Source organism: Microbacterium sp. Se5.02b, assembly GCF_019464375.1.
GTDB lineage: Bacteria > Actinomycetota > Actinomycetes > Actinomycetales > Microbacteriaceae > Microbacterium.
Genome location: NZ_CP080491.1, coordinates 117,693 through 136,524, shown reverse-complemented (window position 1 = coordinate 136,524; position 18,832 = coordinate 117,693). Strand labels below are relative to the sequence as shown.

Here is an 18,832-nt window from a genome sequence, read left to right as displayed (position 1 = left end):
AAGATGCGAGACGACAGCAGCGACCGCGACGTGATCGACGCCGCAGACGACCTCGACTCGTCGTCCGACCACCGCGGGGTGGAGCCCGCCGAACAGGCCGCCGCCATGATGACCGCCGCGGGGATGGCGCGGATGCCGGCGCGGGTGATGATGGCCCTGGTCGCCGCGCCAGAGGGCGGGTACACGGCCGCTCAGCTCGGCGAACGGCTCGGCGTCTCTGCCGCGGCCGTCTCCGGTGCGGTGCGGTACCTGCAGCAGCTGCACTTCATCCAGCGGCGCTCCCGTCCTGGCGACCGTCGTGACCGCTACGAGTTCGTGCACGATCCGTTCTACGCGTCCATCGTGGGGAACATGCCGGTGTACTCGCGGTTGTCCGAGTACATCGACGCCATCGCCGCCGAGCAGTCCGAAGACGACGGCGCCCGCGAACGCGCAGAGGAGCTCGCGGAGTTCTTCCGCTTCCTCTCGGTGCGGATGCTGCAGATCGTCGAGGACTGGCGCGACCTCCGCCGCGACGCCTGACCCCTCCCCCTCGGCCCCGTCCCGCCCCCGGTTCGTGCTCTCGCGGGTCACCTGTCGGGCGATCGCACGGATGTCGGGCCGTTCGGCTCGTTTCCTCTCGCCGTCCGTTCGCCCTCCCGACACCCGGCCCGCTGACGACCGGGGGAGATCAGGGGTTGACACGCGTCCGGGTTCCATGGTTACTTAGTCGAGTAAGTAACCCACTAACCAACCGGAGGACTCGTGATCGAAGAAGGCAAGCCGCTCTTCCTCCAGATCGCCGAGCAGATCGAGGACTCGATCCTCGACCGCTCGCTCGCGGAGGAGACCCAGGCTCCTTCCACAAACGAACTGGCCGCGTTCTACCGGATCAATCCCGCCACCGCAGCGAAGGGAGTCGCCATGCTCACCGACAAGGGAGTGCTGTACAAGCGCCGGGGCATCGGCATGTTCGTCGCCGAGGGTGCGAGGGAGGTGCTCCTCGGCGAGCGCCGCGCACTGTTCGCCGACCGGTACATCGATCCGCTCCTCGCCGAGGCCCGCACACTCGGGCTCGGCGCCGACGACCTCGCGGCGCTGCTCAGGCAGCGCGCCGCACAGACCATCGACACAGAAGGGAAGACCCCCGCATGACCGCTGTCATCGAGGTGCAGAACCTCAGCAAGCGCTACAAGGAGAAGCGAGCGCTCGACAACGTGTCCCTCGCCATCGAAGGAGGCGCGATCTACGGCCTCCTCGGCCGCAACGGCGCCGGCAAGACGACACTCATGTCGATCCTCACGGCCCAGAACTTCGAGTCCTCCGGCACCATCAAGGTGTTCGGGGAGCACCCATACGAGAACGCGCACGTCCTCAGCCGGATCTGCTTCGTCCGAGAGAGCCAGAAGTACCCGGACGACGCGTACCCCAAGCACGCGTTCAAGGCCGCGAGCCTGTTCTTCCCGAACTGGGACCAGGCACTCGCCGACGACCTCATCGACGAGTTCCAGCTGCCGATGAAGCAGACGATCAAGAAGCTCTCGCGCGGTCAGCTCTCCGCCGTCGGAGTGATCATCGGGCTCGCCTCACGCGCCGAGATCACCTTCTTCGACGAGCCCTACCTCGGCCTCGACGCGGTCGCCCGCCAGATCTTCTACGACCGCCTCGTCGAGGACTACGCCGAGCACCCGCGCACGGTCATCCTCTCGTCGCACCTGATCGACGAGGTGTCGAACCTCATCGAGAAGGTCATCGTGATCGACAACGGCCAAATCCTCCTGAACGAAGACACGGATGCCGTCCGCGACCGTGCCGTCACGGTCGTCGGAGACGCCGCCAAGGTCGACGCCTGGGTCGAGGGCCGCGAGGTGCTGCACCGCGAGGCGCTCGGACGGGTGGCATCGGTCACGGTCCTCGGCACGGTGTCGGCGGAAGAGCGCGCGGAGATCACGGCATCCGGTCTCGATCTGGCGCCCGTGTCGCTCCAACAGCTCGTCGTCCGACTCACGCAGAAGACCGACGCGCACGCCACCAGAGACGCCGCGACGAAAGAGGAGGCCCGCTGATGCGACGCACATTCAACGTCATCCGCCTGCAGCTGATCAACAAGGGCACGTTCGTCTGGTATCCGTTGATCATCCTCGCCGCAGCCGTCGTCATCTCGGTCATCATCTACGCGATGATCCCGGTCGACACCCCCAAATACGGCGGAGGCGGTCAGGCTCCGCTGTGGTACTTCTTCGCGGTCGGCATGTCGGCGATGACGCTCACCTTCCCGTTCTCGCAGGCCATGAGCATCACCCGCAGGGAGTTCTTCTTCGGGACGCTGCTGACGGCGATCCTCGGCAGCGCGCTCATGGGCATCCTGTTCCTGATCGGCGGCGGCATCGAGGTCGCCACGAACGGCTACGGCGTGAACGGCTACGTGTTCTACCTGCCGTGGCTGTGGGATGCCGGACCCTTCGGTGCCTTCGTGGTGTACTTCACCCTCGCCCTGTTCTTCTTCGTGCTCGGCTTCACCGGCGCGACGATCTACAAGAGCTGGGGCCAGCTCGTGCTCATGATCGTGAGCATCGGACTCTCGCTGGTGCTGATCGGACTCGTGTTCCTGGCGACGCGCCTCGACCTGTGGAATCACGTCGGCGCGGCGATCATGGACCTGGGTGCTCTCGGGCTCGCCCTCTGGGGCCTTCTGCTCACGGCGATCTTCACGGGCGTCTCGTTCCTCGCGTTCCGTCGGACGATCCCCTGACCCCCACCGCATCACCCGCCGATGCCGCGGCCGCACCCCCGTGCGGCCGCGGCATCCGGTTCCGAGCCGGCCGCGCCCGTGCTCTCTAGCGGTCGGGTTCGGCGCAGGCAACCCGGTTTCCGCCGAATGCGACCGCGACTACGCTCGGTGCGCGTGAAGGTCTCTCCCCGCCTCGAGGCTCGCCGTTCGGGTGTCGCCCGCGCCCTGCACGAGGCCGTCCTCCCGGCGCGGCTGCTGCTGGTGGCGAAGACGATGCTCGCCGTCGGGCTGGCCTGGGCGATCGCCCCGCACATGCCGGGCGTCACCGACGACTACCCCTATTACGCTCCGCTCGGCGCCCTCGTGAGCATGTATCCCACGCTGATGGGCTCGGCGAAGTCGAGCCTGCAGACGCTGCTCGGCCTCGCAGCCGGGATCGGTCTCGCCACGCTGATCGTGCTCACCGTCGGTCCGACGTGGTGGTCGATCCCCCTGGTCGTGGGGCTGGGCGTTCTCGTCTCGGGAACGGGCTGGTTCGGCGTCGGACGAGAATACGTGCCGATGGCTGCGCTGTTCGTGCTGATCATCGGCGGCCAGAACGCCGACGACTATTCGCTGGGCTACCTCACGCAGATGGCGGTCGGGGTCGTCGTCGGACTCGTGGTGAACCTGCTGATCGCCCCCGCCCCGCTGACCGCCGTCGCGGCCGCGAGGATCGAGGCGTTCCGGGCGCGACTGAGCGCGCACCTGCACGACATCGGCGACGCGGTGTCGGAGTCATGGCCGCCCGAGCACGAGCAGTGGGTGGACGATGCGGCCTCATTGGCCGAGACGACCATGTCGCTGCGGACGGCTCTCACCGACGCGGACGAGAGCAGGCGCGGCAATCCGCGTGCACGGGGGCGCCGTGCCGAGACCGGCCACATCCACGACGAGCTTGCGAGCCTCGACCGGATCGCCCACCTCATCAGAGACATCTCGGACGCCACGGCCGACACCATCTGGGACCGACCGGGCGCGCTGGCCCTCGACCCTGCCCTGCCGGAACCGCTGTCCGCAGCCTGCCACGCGGTCGCCGAGGTGATCGCCGACGACGACCCCTCCTCGCCGGCGGGGCACCGGCGACGAGGCGAGGCGGCACGTGCCATCCGGCTGCTCGTCGAACGTGTCGACGACCGTACGATCGATGCACGGCGATCCCTGGGTCCTGGCGTGCTGATCGCGATGCACCTGCGCCGCATCCTCATCCTCAGCTCACCGCCGTCGACCCCGGCAGGCGAAGACGAGTAGTCGGGTCAGATGGTGTCGTCGCCGGCGACGAGGTCCATCTGCCAATAGCGGCCGGTGGGATCCGCGTCGTCGTGGGCGTCGTCGGCGGCGCTCAGCACGTCGTTGATCCGCACCATCACCTCGTCGAATTCGGCCTCGGTCAGTCGGATCGTGCGCTGCGTGAAGGCGGCGTGCACCTCGGCCGTGCGCCCGGCCACGTACTCCGGCGTCCACGCCAGCACGCGGCGGAGCAGTTCCTGATGGTCTTCGACCAGCGCTGCGACCACCGCGACTCCGAGCGCTTCATCGGCGACCGGGCTCTCCGGTCCGCCGACGTTGAGCGCCCCCTTGCGACCGGTCCACACGCGGTCACGACGGTCACGCGCCTTGTCGGCCGCCTCTTCGATGAGCCCCGCGTCCGCGAGGGCGCGCAGGTGGAAGCTGGCGCTGTTGGCCGGCACTCCGAGCTCCGTGGCGATGTCGGCGGCGCGGAGGAACTCCCGTCGGGAGAACAGTCGGAGCATCTGGCGCCGGAGCGGATGCGAGTAGGCCTTGAGCATGGCCGAGGTCATCCATACCGGGTCGTCGCTCGTGCCCTTCCGGCCGTCCTCCGTCATGTGCCGATCCTACCCGCAGGAAGAATTGCGCAACTCCACTTGCGCAATTGTTCTTGCGCATCTAGTCTCGTCGCATGACCACCGTGACGGAGCCCCATCGCCTGTGGCGCAACACCCGATACCTCACCTGGCTCGTGAGCGACACCAGCAAGGGGCTCGCGTCGGCGCTCTTCGGTTTCGCGATCCCGCTCCTCGCCCTCATCGTCACGAACGATCCGGCTCAGGCCGGCATCATCGGCGGCGCGGGCATGGTCGTACGCCTGCTCACCACGTTGGCGGGGGGCATCCTCGCCGACCGGCATCGACGCATCGCCCTGATGCTCCTCGGCTCGCTCATCGGCATCGTGCTCGCCGGGGCTTCACCCTGCTCGCCCTCGGCGATGCCATGACCTTCGCCTCGCTGCTGGTGATCGACGTCCTCCTCGCCGCGCGGAGCGGACTCTTCGACGTCGCCGGCGAGAGCGCGATCAAAGAGCTCGTCCCCGACGATGCGATGGGACGCGCGCAGGCGGCGAACCAGGGACGCGACGCCGCACTCCAGCTCGCCGGCGGTCCGCTCGGCGGACTCCTGCTGGGCGTCGGCGGGTGGCTCGTGGGCGTCGCGATGACGGCCTGCCATCTGATCGCCGCCGTGACGGCATGGATGCTGGGGCGCCAGGCGCGACGCGCGGGAGTCGTCGACACCGGTGCGGTCGAGGACGAGGACGAACACGTGGCCGACATCCCGGCGGCCGTCGCGCCCGACGCGTGGCGTGAGCTCCGGGAGGGGTTCCGTTGGCTGCTCGGTCGCCGCGATCTCGGCGGCGTGATGCTCATCATCACCATCATCAACCTCGGCTTCAACGCCGCGATCACCACGGTCATCTACGCCCTGCAGCAGGACGGACACTCCGAGCTCCTGATCGGCACGCTCAGCGCGGTGCTCGGCGCGGTGATGCTCGTCGGCGCCCTGTTCGCACCGCTCCTGGTGCCGCGGATCAGGGCCGGCATCCTGGCGATCCTCGGCCTGTCGGTGGTCTCGATCGGAGCGGTGGTGCTGTCGGTGGTCTCAGAGCCCTGGGCGATCGGGGTGGTGCTCGGAGGGTCGGTGCTGCTGCTTCCGGCACTCAACGCCGGCATGATGGGCTACTTCATGGTCGCGACGCCGTCGCACCTGCTCGGTCGCGCCAACAGCGCCATGGGCGTCCTGGGTATGGGGGCGATGCCCCTGGCTCCGCTCATCGCGGGGTTCGGACTCACCTGGATCGGACGCGAAGGGACCCTTCTGCTCTGCGCGGCCCTCTGCATCCTCGCCGCCGTGCTCGCCATCTGCAACCGCGCGCTGCGCGCTCTTCCGGTCGAATCGCGCTGGGCGGAGCACGCGAAGCAGTTCGAGAACGACTGACTCCCTCACGTCGGATCCGACCGACCGCGAGCACCCGCGGAATTCTTGGATCCGGACATGTATCAGGATGCTCTTGCCGTGCTCCTGGTAGGTGTGATCACAATGGGCTTCATGATCGACGGCGCACCCGGCGCCGCTCTCGGTCCTGCCTCGGACGACGGGCGCGCACGCTGGGAGCGCGCCGCCGATCTGTTCGGCGCATGGCACGAGGGCGACAGCCGCGCGATGGACGAGCTCGTACGACTGATGACGCCCGTGCTGTGGCACGTGGTGCGCGCGTACGGGCTCGAACGCACGCTCGCAGAAGACGTCGTGCAGACGACGTGGCTTCAGCTCGTGCGCGGACACGGGTCGATCAGCGATCGGCGGGCCGTGTCGGCCTGGCTCACCACGACCGCCCGCCGCGAGGCCTGGAAGATCGCCAAGGCGCACGGACGGGTCGACACCGCCGAGTCGGACGACCTCGACATGCTGCTCCCCGAGCAGGCATCCGCCGAGGAGCACGCGACCCTCGGGGACGACAACAGACGCCTGTGGGCGGCGGTCCGCCGCTTGAACGAGCGCTGCCAGCGGCTCCTGCGCGTCATCGCGTTCGAGGACCGCCCCGACTACGCCCGGCTGGCCGCCGATCTCGCGATGCCGGTCGGGAGCATCGGACCGACCCGCAACCGGTGCCTGTCCAAGCTTCGCGCACTCCTCGACGCACCCCCTTCGGCGCCGGCAGGAGGATGGGCATGAGCACCCAGGACGACGCCGAGATGTTCGCACGCCTCCGGACGGTCTGGAGCGAGGTCGATCCCGTGCCGGCTGCACTCATCGACCGCATGGTCGCCGCCGTCGCCGCCGACGGCCTGAATCGGGAGTATGCGCTCCTGACGCTCGTCGAGGGGCAGCTGGGGTCCGTGCGCGGCGACGCCGATGCGCTCACCCTCCAGTTCAGCGACGGCTCGACCAGCATCCTCCTGCACGTGACGCGGACCTCATCGGGACGCCGTCGCGTCGACGGCTGGGTCGACACCGCTGCCGCCGAGATCGTCCTGACGCAGGGCGAGACGACCAGGAGCACCTCACCGGAGGAGACCGGGCGCTTCGTCTTCGACGAGGTGCCGCCGGGCCTCACCCGCGTGCGACTCACGACCAAGATCGGGGACGAGCCGCGTACGCTCGCGACCCCGCAGTTCGAGCTGTGACAACGGGCCCCGCCCGTCGATGACGCCGTGAGGCGACCGCACCGAGAGGATGACCGATGGAGCAGCCCAAGGGATGGACCTGGCAGGACCGCGCGGAAGGATCGATCCGTCGAGGCACGGCCCTCGATCCGAGCACGGAACCGGTCGACGGCATCCGCGCCTTCCCCACCGCGTACCTGCCGGAGCGCCTGCTGATCACGCGCAATCTCGGCGACCAGGAGGCGTTCGACCGTGAGGTCCGGACCCTGCGCGATGCGGCGGACACGTTCGGGTGGCAGCTCGAGGTCGAGGACAGCGCGGTGGCGGCCCCGGACGGCGAACTGGTGCCCGGAGTCCCCGGCTTCCTCCGCGCGCGGCTGCGGACCCCGACGAGCCGGTGCGCGGAGAGTCCCCGTCGCGCCGGATGCGTGGCGCGTGCTCCAGCGCGCGCGACGCATGTCGCGGTCGACCATGCCCCGCACCAGCCTCGACCATGTGCTGTCGATCGACCCGGTCGGGCTCAACCCCTTCACGCGCACGAACCCGTTCACACGCACCAATCCGTTCACGCGCACGAACCCGGTGCGCGGTGCGGGTGCGGGCGGAAGCGACGACTACCTCGAACCGGGCCGTGGCGCCAGGCAACCGGTGACCTGGCTGGGTCCCGCGCCGGCGCGAGGCCCCGCTCCGAAACGCGGCCGACGCCCGGTCGTCGCCGTGCTCGACACGGGATGCGGCGAGCACGCGTGGCTGCCCGCCGACATCGTGACCCGCAGCATCGACCTCGACGGGGTGCCGGTGGGGCTCACCGACGATGCCGACCCCGAGCGCTACCCTGATCTGTACGGACAGCTGGACGGCGAGATCGATGCCGTGGCCGGGCACGGCACCTTCATCGCTGGACTGATCCGGCAGGCCGCCCCGGATGCCGACATCCTCTCGATCCGCGTCGCCGGGGCACTCGGGGTGGTCGACGAGAGCACCTTGCTCGAGACCGTCGCCCAGGTCGTCACCCTGCTGACCCGCCACCGCGACGACCCGTCGACCGGCTTCCCGATCGACGTCCTCAACCTCTCGCTGAGCTACTACCACGAGACGCCGACCGACGGACTCTTCAGCCTCACCCTGCATCGACTGCTCGCCAAGGCGCGGGAACTCGGCTGCGTGGTCGTGTGCTCCGCCGGGAACGACGCGATCGACCGCCCCTCGTTCCCGGCGTCGCTGTGGCCGTGGCCGGGCGCCGACAACGGCATCCAGCCGGACCACGACGCACCGCTCGTCTCGGTCGGCGCACTGAACCCGTCGGCGCGGTCGGTCGCGCTCTTCTCGAACGTCGGACCCTGGGTGCAGGCATACGCGCCCGGCGCCGCAGTCGTGAGCTGTTCGCCCGCGTTCGTCGGCGGAACGCAGGCGGCGACGCGGGCGGATGTCGACGGCCTCCGCCGCGAGACGATCGACCCCGACGACTACCGCGGCGGCTTCGCGATCTGGAGCGGCACCTCGTTCGCGGCTCCGTACGTCGCCGGACGCATCGCCGCGCAGCTCGGCATGGTGCCCGTCTCGGGCATCGACCCTGCTGCGGCGGCGAAGGCGGTCGCCGCCGTCGTGAAGTCGCTCCCGACCCCGGTCGATCCCGACTGACGCACCCCGGGACGAGCCGTCCGTACCGATGCGGGCGGCTCGTCCTGGTGCCGGTCCCCACCTGCCGGGACACCTGTCGGATGGTTGCACGGTTGTCGGACGGGAACACGGCCTGTCGCCCGACGAACGTGCTCACTTCCGACAGGTGTCCCGCCGGCCGAGGGTCCGCCCGGCGCGCTCTTCCGCGCAGACCCCGGGCAGGGCATCCTGGAGCGATGCCCCTGTCCGCGATCGAGCTGCACCGGCGCGGAGTCGAAGCGGCGAACGCGCGTCGGTTCGCACAGGCGCGGCGCGTGCTCGACGCCGCATCCGCCCGCACCGACGATCCCGACCTGCGCGCCCGCATCGACGGAACCACCGCGTACGTCCTGGCCCAGACGGGGCGACCGGCCGCCGCCGAGCAGCTCTGCCGTGCCGCGCTCGGCCGGGCGGGGCTCCGCGCGGAGACGGTGGCCCTGCTGAGCGGTCAGCTCGGCACGCTGCTCATGCACGGCGGCACGCTCGTCGAAGCCGGGAGCATGCTCACGCGCGCGATCGACACGCTCACCGCCCAGGGCGAGGAGACCACGGAGCTGGCCAACTGCCTCATGAACAGGTCGGTGGTGCGGATGCAGCAGCGCGAGCTCGGCCTCTGCGTCGACGACCTGGAGCGCGCGGTCGCCGTGTACGAGGCGAACCACGACGAGCAGCCGCTCGCGGAGGCACGACACAACCTCGGATACGCGGCGCTGCTCGGCGGGGATCTCGTGACCGCACTCACCCTCATGACGCGCTCACGCCCGACGCTCGCCGCGACGAGCGACCTCGCCGCGGCGATCAGCGACCTCGACCGCGCCGAGGTGCTCCGCGACGCCGGCCTCACCACCGAGGCCGAGAACCTGCTCGCGCACGTGGCCAGGCAGTTCGGCGCCCAGCGGATGCGGCAGGCCAGAGCCGAGGCGGAGTTCCACCTGGCACGGTCGCTCGTGCGTCACGACCCGACGGGGGCGGAACGAACGGCGCGGACCGCCGCGCGGCGGTTCCTCGCCCTCGAGAGCCACGGATGGGCGGCCCGCGCGCATGCCGTGCGCCTCGAGGCTCTGCACCGATCGAAACCTCAGCGCCCACGGGACCTCGACGAGTTCACCCGCACCGCGAAGGCTCTCGACAGAGCGGGATTCCACACCGAGGCGACCACGCTCCGCCTCGACGCCCGACGCGACGGCACGGGGCGACTGCCGCGCATCGACGACACCGCCCCGACGCCGCTGCGACTGCGCGCTCACGAGGTTCGGGCCGCACGTGCCGCGGCCTCAGGGAACGACCGTGCGGCCCTGCGCGCGGCCGCCGCCGGGCTCGACCTGCTCACCGCGTGGCAGCAGTCGTTCGGCGCCCTCGACCTCCAGGCGTCGGCGGCCATGCACGGCAGCGACCTGATGTTCACCGGGCTCTCCGCCGCAGCACGACTGCGAGACCCCGCGACGCTGTTCGAGTGGTCGGAGCGGGCGCGGCATCTCAGTCAGCAGGTCGCCCCGGTGCGTCCTCCGCATGACGAATCCCTCGCCGAGGATCTGGCCGAGCTGCGGATGCTGCGGGCCGAGCTGGCCGGTGCCGACTGGACGACGGACGCCAGGGTGCGCGCCGTCCGCGACCGCGTGCGCGAGCGGCAGTGGGCGATGACCGGGTCCGGCCGCACGCTCGAACGGCTCGGCCTCGCTGAGACGATCGCCCTGCTCCCGCCCCGCACCGCGGTGCTCTCCTACGTCTTCACCGGCTCCACTCTGCAGGGGATGGTGGTGACCGCGTCGGGAGCGACGATCGTCGACCTGTCTTGGGTGAAGGTCCGCACGGCGCTCGACGGCCTCCGCGCCGACCTCGACATGGCCGCCATGACCCGTGGCGGACTGATGGGCGCGGTGACGGAGCGGGCCCTCACCGCGCGGCTCGGACTCCTCGACGCCGCGTTGCTCGCACCGCTGCTCCCCGCCGCGTCGTCCGCCGACCACGTGGCTATCACCGTTCCCGGAGCCCTCGGCGGGGTGCCGTGGGCGATGCTGCCAGGGATGGCAGGCGTCCCGTTCACTCTCGCGACCTCGGTGTCGCGGTTGCTCAGCGGGCGGGCGCACACCCGGACGCGCCCGTCGACCATCGGATTCGCGGCCGGCCCTCGTGTCGCCCGCGCCGAGGAGGAGGTCGACCGTGCCGCGTCGGCCTGGAACGGCTCGGGTACGACGGTCGTGACGGGCTCGGCCGCGACAGTCGCAGCGGTCACGGAACTCGCGGCCGGATCCGATGTGCTGCACATCGCGGCGCATGGCAGGCATGCGGTGGACAACCCGTTGTTCTCGGGCTTCGAGCTGGCCGACGGCATCCTCTTCGGCTACGACGTCGACCTGATCCCGCGCGTCCCCGACACCGTGATCCTCTCCGCGTGCGAGCTCGGACGCTCGTCGGTGCGCTGGGGCGAAGAGGCGTTGGGCATGACGCAGGTGTGGCTGCACGCGGGCTCGTCGTGCGTGATCGCCGCTCCGGTCGCCGTACCGGATGACGTGGCCGGAGAGCTGCTGAGCGCCGTGCACACCGGCCTCTCCGAGGGGGTGGCACCGGCTGTCGCGCTCGCCAGGGCCACCATCGACACCGGGCTCAGCGCCCCGTTCCAATGCCACGGCGACGGATTCTGACCTTTTTCTCCAATCGGTGTATCAGAACGGATGCCGGACGCTCCTGTTCTTCGGAAGGTGCCATGCGAAGGGCCTCGAAGGGAGAGGCGCGAGGGAGGCGCAGTCGGATCTGGGGAATCGCGCGCGCTGGGGAGCGTGAGTACGACAGGACACCATCTGCTCGGGGATGCTGCGGCGACTGCCGCGATGCCCTCAGGGGGCCTCGACGTTCTGGGGACGTCGAGGCCTTCGGGGTGTCCGGCGTCAGGCGACCAGCACCGCGTATCCCGCGGCACGGAGGGCGGCGAGCCCCGCGGGGTCGGCACCGGCATCGGTGATCACGGTGGGGAACAGGTCGAGTCCCCCCACGGTCGAGAAGGCCTCGACGCCGAGCTTGCTGCCGTCCGTAACCACGACGGCCCGGCGGGCGCGCTCTGCCATCATGCGGTTCACGGCGGCCTCGCGCTCGTCCTGCGTCGTGGCGCCGGCGGCGGCATCCATCCCGTTGACGCCGATGAAGGCGATGTCGAGCCGTACGCCACGCAGCAGCTGCTCGACGAACGGGCCGACGAGCTCGTAGCTGCGTGAGTGGATGACACCTCCGGTGACCACGACCTTGATGTCGGGCCGGGTGGCGAGCTGGGCGGCGATGTTGACGGCGTTCGTGACGACCGTGATGCCGCCGTTGCCCGCGAGGTCGTCGCGCGCAGCGAGGGCAGCCGCGATCGCCGTCGTGGTCGTCCCTCCCGACAGCCCGACGACCATGCCGGGTGCGACCAGCCCGGCGGCCGTCTGCGCGATGCTGGCCTTCTCATGCGTGCGCAGGTGGCTCTTGTAGCGGATCGGCAGTTCGTAGGCGACGGTCTGCGCGACCGCTCCGCCGTGGGTGCGCGTGAGCAGGCGCTGCTCGGCCAGGGAGTCGAGGTCGCGCCGGGTGGTGGCCGACGATGCCCCGAACCGCTCGACGAGGTCGTCCACCGTGACCTCGCCGCTGGCGGCCAGGAGGTCGAGGATCGCGTTGAGCCGCGCCGCCCGTTTCATCGTGCTCCTTCTCCGCCGCCCCCGACGCCCTCTGCGCGCGAGGTCGCAGCCGTCGCCGGGAAGCCTACGACCGGAGTACAGAGCTGCGGCGCGATCATGATGCGAGTGCGAAGAGCCGGAGCATGCGAGCAGCCTCGTCCGCCAGTGCGTCACGCGCAGGGGCGAGGTACTTGCGCGAATCGACCAGACGAGGGTCGGCCTCGAGCTTCTCGCGCACCGCCCGCGTGAAGAACCCGTTCAGGTGGGTCGACACGTTGACCTTGGTCATGCCTGCACGCACGGCGTCGGCGATCACGGCATCCGCGACCCCCGACGACCCGTGCAGCACGAGGGGAACCGACAGCGCCTCATGCAGTCGGGCGATGAGGTCGAGGTCGAGAGATGCGGTTCGGTCTGTCATCGCGTGCGAGGAGCCCACCGCGACGGCGAGGGCATCGACCCCTGTCGCCTCGACGAACGCGCGCGCCTCGTCGGGGTCGGTGCGCACTCCGGGGGCATGCGCCCCGTCTTTGCCGCCCACCTCGCCGAGTTCTCCCTCGATGTACACCCCCGCCGCGTGGGCGCGCTCCGCGACCGAGGCCGTCAGCGCGACGTTGTCGTCGTAGGGCAGGGCTCCTCCGTCGAACATGACCGATCCGAAGCCCAGCGCGATGGCCTCGTCGACCAGTTCCGGGCGCTCCGCATGGTCGAGGTGCACCGCCACGGGAGTCTGCGCGCGGCGAGCGACCGCCATCGTGGCCAGCGCGATGGGCTCGAGGCCGCCGTGGTAGTCGGCGCAGTTCTGCGAGATCTGCAGGATGACGGGAAGCTGCGCGAGCGCGGAGGCCCGCACGAGCCCTTCGGCCGTTTCGAGGTGGATCACGTTGAACGCACCGATGCCGGTGCCGGCACGGGAGGCGGCGGAGACGAGGTCGCGAGCGGAGACGAGGGTCACGAGGGGTCCTTCCGGAGCGGAGCGGGGTGGGGGTGGGGTGAGACGTGGAGCTGCTGCTCGAGCGTGGTCCAGCGCGGGGAGATGTCGCCCGCGAGCGGGGTGAGCACGGCGGCGGCCGACCAGGCCGTGGCACGGCGGAGGACCCGCTCGGGATCGCGTACCCCCTCGGCGTACAGCACGGCACATGCGGCCACCGCGGCATCGCCGGCACCGGTGGGATTGCCGGCGAGGGGTGCGTCGAGTCGGGCGTGCACGACGTCGGATGCCGTGATCGCGAGCATGCCGTCGGCGCCGAGTGACAGCAGTACGAGCTCGACGCCGCGGGCGAGCAGCGACCGTGCGCCCTCGACCGGGTCGGTGATCCCCGTGGCTTCGACGAGTTCGGCCGCGTTGGGTTTCAGCACGGTGGCGCCGGCATCCGAAGCACGGAGGAGCGCGGGCCCCGAGGTGTCGACGATGACGGGCACACCTGCATCCTTCCCTACCGCGACGAGCATCGGGAGCAGGGAGTCGGGTGCGCCGGGCGGCACACTGCCCGAGATGACGAGGACCTTGGCACCGGGCAGCCGCTCGACCACCTCGGCGAGCAGGGCCGCCCACTCCGGATCGGCCGGGTTCCGTCCGCGCTCGTTGATGATCGTGGTGTCTCCGAGGGCATCGTCGACGATGGCGATGCTGCGACGGGTCTCCGCGGCGACAGGGACGAGGGCGTGCGGAACGCCGCTGGCTCGGAGCTCGGCCGCGAACTCCTCGCCGACGCGTCCGCCCGAGGTGGTGACCGCGAGCGTCTTCGCCCCCTCGGCGTGCGCCACGCGCGCGACGTTGAGGCCCTTGCCCCCAGCCCGCGCGGCACCGGCGTCCGCACGATGCGAGCCGCCCTCCACGAGCCGGTCGACGTGCCAGGTCAGGTCGAGCGCCGGGTTGGGGGTGACGGTGAGGATCACGTGAGCTCCCGTGCACGCAGGGCGGCGCCGAGGAGCCCGGCGTTGCCCGACAGCTCGGCCGGGACCAGCGCGGGGATGCGGTGGAAGCTCAGCCGTGCGGCGAGTCGCTCGCGCAGCTCGTCGAACAGCGCACCGCCGGCACGGGAGAGGCCGCCGCCGATGACCACGGCCTCCGGCGCGACGACTGCCGTGAGCTGTGCCAACGACATGGTGAGTGCGTCGAGCGCGGAGTTCCAGATCTCCGCGGCCGCCCGGTCGCCTGCGGCTGCCCTGGCGATGACGTCTTTCGCCCCGTCGGGTGCGACGCCGGTCGCGTCGCGGTAGCGGCGGGCGATCGCTCCGGCTGATGCGACCGCTTCGAGACAGCCGCGCGCGCCGCAGGCGCAGATCGGTCCGTCGGCGATCGGGGAGTGTCCGATCTCGCCCGCGTACCCGCCCGCGGTGTACGGGACGCCGCCGACGAGCAGGGCCCCCGCGATCCCCGTGCCGATCACGAGCACGACCGCATCGGCGTAGTCGCGGGCCCCGCCGAGCTGGCGCTCCGCCCAGCTCGCCGCGCGGACGTCGTGGTCGAACGCCACCGGCAGACCCAGGCGCGCGGATGCGAGGTCGCGCAACGGGGAGTCGTGCCAGCCGAGGTTGCTGGCGAACACGCCGAGCCCGGCATCCGCGTCGACGATCCCCGGCACCACGAGGCCGACGGCCTGCGGCACGGTGTCGGGATGCGCGGCGCGCAGTTCGGCGGCGAGCACGGCCAGACGCTCGAGGAGTGCCTGCGTGCGGTCGCCCTCGACGATCGGGGTGGGCGTGCGTCGCAGGCCGAGCGCCGTCCCCTCGGCATCGAACAGCGCCGATTTGATGTCGGTGCCGCCGACGTCGAACGCCAGCACGGGGGCGCCGGCCCCGAGCGTGCGCACGCGGGCGAGCTTCTCACCCGCGGCATCGCGTTCGACGTCGGGAACGGAGGCCGCCGCGTCACCGTCGATCATGATCGGCTCCTGGCGAGGTTGCGTCATGCATCCAGGATGACGGATCGCGTGAGGTTGCGGGGCTGGTCGGGGTCGAGTCCTCGTGCGACCGCACGGTCCAACGCCGTCCGGTGCAGGCGCACGAGGTCGGCGAGAGGGTCGATCTCGCGCTGCTCGAACCGGGCGCCGGTGGCCTCGACCTGGGCGGGAAGCCCCTCCGGCGCTTCTCCGAACTGCCACGTGACGCGTCCGGGAGCCGCGATCGCGATCGGACCGTGGCGGTAGTCCATCGACGGGTAGGCCTCGGTCCACGACTGCGAGGATTCGCGCAGCTTGAGCGCCGCCTCGTGTGCGAGGCCGATGGTCCATCCGCGTCCGAGGAACGTGTACTGCTCGGCATCGCGCAGCTCGTCGTCTCCCGGCTCGGTGAGGACGGCCTCGGCGTCGGCGATGGCCGCGGTGAGGTCTTCGCCGAGCGACGCGCGGAACAGCGCGAGGGCCGTGGTCGCGAAGCGCGTCTGCACCACCGACTTCTCGTCGGCGAACGGGAGCAGGATCGCCTCGTCCACGAGGGACACGAGGGGTGAGATCGGGTCGCCGATCACGCCGACGGTCGGGATCCGCCCCTTGATGCGCTCGACGAGTTCGAGCACCTCGGTCGTCGTGCCGGAGCGGGTCAGCGCGACGACCGCGTCGTAGCCGCGATCGATGAACGCCTCGGACGCCGCGAACGCGTCGGTCTCACCCTGGCCCGAGGACTCGCGGAGGGCGGCGTACGACTGCGCCATGAACCACGACGTGCCGCAGCCGACGACCGCGATGCGGGTCCCGGCGGCCGGGAGCTGGGCCTGCTCGGCGGTGAGGTCGGCGGCGGTCGCCCACGTCTGGGGCTGGGAGAAGAGCTCTTCGCGCATGTGCGCGCCGGGCAGCGATTCCGTCATGAAGGGGGCCTTTCCAGCGATTTGTTGCGTACTTGTGATTGTTTGCGTGCTTATTCGATCATAGTATGTCGTCATTAGATAACAACCAGGCGTTCTGCTTGATTTGTTTGTTGCCTTGACAAATAATCGGAAAAGTTCCACCCCTCGATGTCGACCTCCCTCGTCGTCGAGCAACCCCGAGCCCCGGCTTGAACGATCGCGGATGCCACCTGGCGAGGCGATCACCACGCACTGTCGCGTGATGTGCTTGCGACTGTGCACCACACCCCGTCCGAAGCGGTCCTGCCGCCCGGAGCGGACACTCACAGTGAGGAATGCAATACACATGAAGAAGTCACTGCGGTACGGCGCCGCCGCCCTTGCGGCCGTCGCCACGCTCTCGCTCGCTTCGTGCGGGTTCGGCGGATCGTCCGGAGACAGCGAAGGCGGAGACGGATCCACCACGCTCGACCTGCTCGTCCCCAGCTACTCGGACGGCACCAAGGCGAACTGGGAGACGGTGATCGAGGGGTTCAAGAAGGACAACCCCGACATCGACGTCAAGCTCGAAGTGCAGTCCTGGGACAACCTCGAGAAAGTCGTCTCCACCAAGATCCAGGCCGGAGAGGCCCCCGACATCTACAACGGCGGTCCCTTCGCCGGCTTCGTCGGCGACGAACTGCTCTACCCGACCGAAGACGTCGTGTCGGAGGAGACCTATGCCGACTTCCAGGAGTCGTTCCTCAAGAACGCCGAGATCGACGGCACCGCCTACGCCCTGCCGATGATCGCGTCGGCGCGCGCCCTGTTCGTCAACAACGCGCTGCTCGAGCAGGCCGGCGTCGAGGCGCCGACCGACTGGGACTCGCTGCTGGATGCCGCGACCAAGGTGTCGGCCCTCGGCGGCGGCGTCGCCGGCTACGGCATGCCGCTCGGCTCCGAAGAGGCGCAGGCCGAGGCGGCCGTGTGGCTGTGGGGCGGCGGCGGATCGTTCGGTGACGCATCCGAGATCACGATCGACACCCCGGAGAACCTGGTGGGAGCCGAGCAGATCAAGAAGATGATCGATGCCGGCGCGACCCAGGCAGACCCGGGCTCGACGCAGCGCTCCCCGCTGATGGACATCTTCGTCCAGGGCAAGATCGGCATGCAGGTCGGACTCCCGCCGACGGTCGGGCAGATCGCCGAGGGCAACCCCGACCTGGACTACTCGATCGTCCCGATCCCCACGAAGGACGGCTCGCCGTTCACGCTCGGCGTCATGGACCAGCTGATGGCGTTCGAGAACGACGGCGACAAGCAGGAAGCCATCACCAAGTTCTTCGACTACTTCTACTCGGCCGATGTGTACGTGCCGTGGGTGCAGGCGGAGGGCTTCCTGCCCGTCACCAAGTCCGGCGCCGAGCAGCTCTCCGGCGAGGAGGCCCTCAAGCCGTTCCTCGACGTGCTGCCCGATGCGCAGTTCTACCCGTCGACGAACCCGAAGTGGTCGGCCGCCGACGGTGCGTTCAAGTCGCTGTTCGGCCAGCTCCAGTCGAAGCCGGCACAGGACGTGCTGACCGAGATCCAGGCGCAGGTCGACGCGGGCTGAGCCCGCTGATCGGAGAGGTTCGGGTACCCGAATGAGCCAGAAGACAGAGTCCTCGAACCTCGCGGGGGCGGCGAAGAGCCGCCCCCGCACCCGGAAGACCCCGGATGCCCATCGCGGCAGGCCGGGCGGAAAGGACCTCCTCCAGGCGCTGCCCTGGATCGCGCCGGCCGTGCTGCTCATCATCGGGGTGGTCTTCTTCCCCGCCGGGGTGATGTTCTTCAACTCGACGCGTGACATCTCGCTGTCGGGCCTCGACAAGGGGTCGGTCGGCTTCGACAACTTCGCCACCGTCTTCACGTTCAGCGAGTTCTGGCCGATCTTCTTCCGCACGATCGTCTGGGTCGTTTCGGTCGTGCTCTTCACGGTCGTCATCTCGCTCGGGCTCGCGCAGATCCTCAACAAGGCCTTCCCCGGACGCCAACTCGTGCGCATGGCCGTCATCGTGCCGTGGGCAGCCTCGGTCGTGATGACCACGATGGTGTTCTACTACAGCCTCGAGCCGTACTTCGGGGTCTTCAACAAGTTCCTCTACGACATCGGTCTCTCCGACGATGCGGTCGGCTACGGCTGGACCAAGAACCCCACGACCGCGTTCATCTGGTCGATCGTCATCGCGATCTTCGTGTCGCTCCCGTTCACGACCTACACGATCCTGGCCGGACTCCAGTCGGTGCCGGCCGATGCGATCGAGGCCGCGAAGATGGACGGTGCCGGTCCCACCCGCACGTACTGGTCGATCATCCTGCCGCAGCTGCGCAGCGCCCTGGCCGTCGCCGTCCTGATCAACATCATCAACGTGTTCAACTCGCTGCCGATCCTCAAGGTGATGACCGGATCGATCCCCGGTTACGGCGCCGACACGATCATGACCCTGATCTTCAAGTACATCGAGCTGCAGAAGAAGGTGGATGTCGCGAGCGCCCTCTCGGTCGTCGCGTTCCTCATCGTCATCGTGATCGTCGCGGCCTACGTGAAGATCGTCAAGCCCATGAAGGAGGTCTGATC

19 protein-coding genes are annotated in these 18,832 nt (G+C 69.9%); 13 read left to right on the top strand and 6 right to left on the bottom strand.

Annotated features, from left to right (window positions below; genetic code table 11):
* Positions 1-3: 3 nt before the first annotated feature.
* The 5 genes from K1X59_RS00670 (at position 4) to K1X59_RS00650 (ending at position 4,000) form a co-directional block, all read left to right on the top strand.
* Entirely contained in the window at positions 4-522 is a 519-nt protein-coding gene (locus K1X59_RS00670; RefSeq protein WP_183151474.1) for a GbsR/MarR family transcriptional regulator, read from the top strand.
* A gap of 222 nt (positions 523-744) precedes the next feature.
* Entirely contained in the window at positions 745-1,134 is a 390-nt protein-coding gene (locus K1X59_RS00665; protein ID WP_183151473.1) for a GntR family transcriptional regulator, read from the top strand.
* Positions 1,131-2,045 (top strand): ABC transporter ATP-binding protein, encoded by a 915-nt coding sequence (locus K1X59_RS00660; RefSeq protein ID WP_183151472.1) that lies wholly within the window; start codon positions 1,131-1,133, stop codon positions 2,043-2,045. Before K1X59_RS00665 ends, K1X59_RS00660 begins: the two co-directional genes overlap by 4 nt.
* Positions 2,045-2,731 carry a hypothetical protein gene (locus K1X59_RS00655; RefSeq protein WP_183151471.1) on the top strand — a complete coding sequence of 229 codons (687 nt, stop codon included), beginning with the start codon at positions 2,045-2,047 and terminating at the stop codon, positions 2,729-2,731. The genes K1X59_RS00660 and K1X59_RS00655 overlap by 1 nt, the downstream gene beginning before the upstream one ends.
* A gap of 153 nt (positions 2,732-2,884) precedes the next feature.
* Positions 2,885-4,000, top strand: coding sequence for an aromatic acid exporter family protein (locus K1X59_RS00650; protein ID WP_258566990.1), 1,116 nt, complete (start codon positions 2,885-2,887; stop codon positions 3,998-4,000).
* 5 nt (positions 4,001-4,005) lie between these two features.
* Here K1X59_RS00650 and K1X59_RS00645 read toward each other — a convergent pair whose 3' ends face one another.
* Positions 4,006-4,596 carry a helix-turn-helix domain-containing protein gene (locus tag K1X59_RS00645; RefSeq protein WP_220173828.1) on the bottom strand — a complete coding sequence of 197 codons (591 nt, stop codon included), beginning with the start codon at positions 4,594-4,596 and terminating at the stop codon, positions 4,006-4,008.
* A gap of 74 nt (positions 4,597-4,670) precedes the next feature.
* On the opposite strand from K1X59_RS00645, the gene K1X59_RS20515 reads away from it, so the two are divergent.
* The 6 genes from K1X59_RS20515 (at position 4,671) to K1X59_RS00620 (ending at position 11,450) form a co-directional block, all read left to right on the top strand.
* Complete coding sequence (locus tag K1X59_RS20515) at positions 4,671-4,985, top strand: hypothetical protein (protein ID WP_244632290.1); 315 nt, start codon at positions 4,671-4,673, stop codon at positions 4,983-4,985.
* Positions 4,982-5,980, top strand: coding sequence for an MFS transporter (locus K1X59_RS00640; protein WP_244632289.1), 999 nt, complete (start codon positions 4,982-4,984; stop codon positions 5,978-5,980). The genes K1X59_RS20515 and K1X59_RS00640 overlap by 4 nt, the downstream gene beginning before the upstream one ends.
* Before the next feature lie 57 nt (positions 5,981-6,037).
* A complete protein-coding gene (locus K1X59_RS00635; RefSeq protein WP_244632288.1) occupies positions 6,038-6,718 on the top strand; it encodes an RNA polymerase sigma factor in 681 nt (226 codons plus the stop codon).
* Positions 6,715-7,170 carry a hypothetical protein gene (locus tag K1X59_RS00630; protein WP_183151470.1) on the top strand — a complete coding sequence of 152 codons (456 nt, stop codon included), beginning with the start codon at positions 6,715-6,717 and terminating at the stop codon, positions 7,168-7,170. Before K1X59_RS00635 ends, K1X59_RS00630 begins: the two co-directional genes overlap by 4 nt.
* Positions 7,171-7,620: 450 nt before the next feature.
* The gene (locus K1X59_RS00625) at positions 7,621-8,790 is read left to right on the top strand and encodes a S8/S53 family peptidase (protein WP_258566989.1); all 1,170 of its coding nucleotides are present in this window, start codon (positions 7,621-7,623) and stop codon (positions 8,788-8,790) included.
* 215 nt (positions 8,791-9,005) lie between these two features.
* Complete coding sequence (locus K1X59_RS00620) at positions 9,006-11,450, top strand: CHAT domain-containing protein (RefSeq protein WP_220173827.1); 2,445 nt, start codon at positions 9,006-9,008, stop codon at positions 11,448-11,450.
* 243 nt (positions 11,451-11,693) lie between these two features.
* Here the strand turns inward: K1X59_RS00620 and K1X59_RS00615 are convergent, their stop codons facing one another.
* From K1X59_RS00615 to K1X59_RS00595, 5 genes are all read right to left on the bottom strand, one after another.
* Entirely contained in the window at positions 11,694-12,470 is a 777-nt protein-coding gene (locus tag K1X59_RS00615; RefSeq protein WP_183151469.1) for a DeoR/GlpR family DNA-binding transcription regulator, read from the bottom strand.
* A 94-nt stretch (positions 12,471-12,564) separates the two neighbouring features.
* Positions 12,565-13,404 carry a class II fructose-bisphosphate aldolase gene (locus K1X59_RS00610; protein ID WP_220173826.1) on the bottom strand — a complete coding sequence of 280 codons (840 nt, stop codon included), beginning with the start codon at positions 13,402-13,404 and terminating at the stop codon, positions 12,565-12,567.
* A complete protein-coding gene (locus K1X59_RS00605) occupies positions 13,401-14,348 on the bottom strand; it encodes a 1-phosphofructokinase family hexose kinase (protein WP_220173825.1) in 948 nt (315 codons plus the stop codon). The genes K1X59_RS00610 and K1X59_RS00605 overlap by 4 nt, the downstream gene beginning before the upstream one ends.
* Positions 14,345-15,364, bottom strand: coding sequence for an ROK family protein (locus K1X59_RS00600; protein WP_258566987.1), 1,020 nt, complete (start codon positions 15,362-15,364; stop codon positions 14,345-14,347). Before K1X59_RS00600 ends, K1X59_RS00605 begins: the two co-directional genes overlap by 4 nt.
* Complete coding sequence (locus K1X59_RS00595; protein ID WP_183151468.1) at positions 15,361-16,257, bottom strand: SIS domain-containing protein; 897 nt, start codon at positions 16,255-16,257, stop codon at positions 15,361-15,363. Before K1X59_RS00595 ends, K1X59_RS00600 begins: the two co-directional genes overlap by 4 nt.
* A gap of 325 nt (positions 16,258-16,582) precedes the next feature.
* Here K1X59_RS00595 and K1X59_RS00590 point away from each other — a divergent pair, with 325 nt between their 5' ends.
* Both K1X59_RS00590 and K1X59_RS00585 read left to right on the top strand, forming a co-directional pair.
* The gene (locus K1X59_RS00590) at positions 16,583-17,827 is read left to right on the top strand and encodes an extracellular solute-binding protein (protein WP_183151467.1); all 1,245 of its coding nucleotides are present in this window, start codon (positions 16,583-16,585) and stop codon (positions 17,825-17,827) included.
* A gap of 31 nt (positions 17,828-17,858) precedes the next feature.
* Positions 17,859-18,830 carry a carbohydrate ABC transporter permease gene (locus K1X59_RS00585; protein ID WP_183151466.1) on the top strand — a complete coding sequence of 324 codons (972 nt, stop codon included), beginning with the start codon at positions 17,859-17,861 and terminating at the stop codon, positions 18,828-18,830.
* The last annotated feature ends 2 nt before the right edge of the window (positions 18,831-18,832 follow it).

Bases quoted from the DNA above. Each gene is read 5' to 3' on its own strand.
- K1X59_RS00670 (WP_183151474.1), top strand. From the start codon at position 4: ATGCGAGACGACAGCAGCGACCGCGACGTGATCGACGCCGCAGACGAC.
- K1X59_RS00660 (WP_183151472.1), top strand. From the start codon at position 1,131: ATGACCGCTGTCATCGAGGTGCAGAACCTCAGCAAGCGCTACAAGGAG.
- K1X59_RS00655 (WP_183151471.1), top strand. From the start codon at position 2,045: ATGCGACGCACATTCAACGTCATCCGCCTGCAGCTGATCAACAAGGGC.
- K1X59_RS00645 (WP_220173828.1), bottom strand. From the start codon at position 4,596: ATGACGGAGGACGGCCGGAAGGGCACGAGCGACGACCCGGTATGGATG.
- K1X59_RS20515 (WP_244632290.1), top strand. From the start codon at position 4,671: ATGACCACCGTGACGGAGCCCCATCGCCTGTGGCGCAACACCCGATAC.
- K1X59_RS00640 (WP_244632289.1), top strand. From the start codon at position 4,982: ATGACCTTCGCCTCGCTGCTGGTGATCGACGTCCTCCTCGCCGCGCGG.
- K1X59_RS00635 (WP_244632288.1), top strand. From the start codon at position 6,038: ATGTATCAGGATGCTCTTGCCGTGCTCCTGGTAGGTGTGATCACAATG.
- K1X59_RS00630 (WP_183151470.1), top strand. From the start codon at position 6,715: ATGAGCACCCAGGACGACGCCGAGATGTTCGCACGCCTCCGGACGGTC.
- K1X59_RS00625 (WP_258566989.1), top strand. From the start codon at position 7,621: ATGCCCCGCACCAGCCTCGACCATGTGCTGTCGATCGACCCGGTCGGG.
- K1X59_RS00620 (WP_220173827.1), top strand. From the start codon at position 9,006: ATGCCCCTGTCCGCGATCGAGCTGCACCGGCGCGGAGTCGAAGCGGCG.
- K1X59_RS00615 (WP_183151469.1), bottom strand. From the start codon at position 12,470: ATGAAACGGGCGGCGCGGCTCAACGCGATCCTCGACCTCCTGGCCGCC.
- K1X59_RS00600 (WP_258566987.1), bottom strand. From the start codon at position 15,364: ATGACGCAACCTCGCCAGGAGCCGATCATGATCGACGGTGACGCGGCG.
- K1X59_RS00595 (WP_183151468.1), bottom strand. From the start codon at position 16,257: ATGACGGAATCGCTGCCCGGCGCGCACATGCGCGAAGAGCTCTTCTCC.
- K1X59_RS00590 (WP_183151467.1), top strand. From the start codon at position 16,583: ATGAAGAAGTCACTGCGGTACGGCGCCGCCGCCCTTGCGGCCGTCGCC.
- K1X59_RS00585 (WP_183151466.1), top strand. From the start codon at position 17,859: ATGAGCCAGAAGACAGAGTCCTCGAACCTCGCGGGGGCGGCGAAGAGC.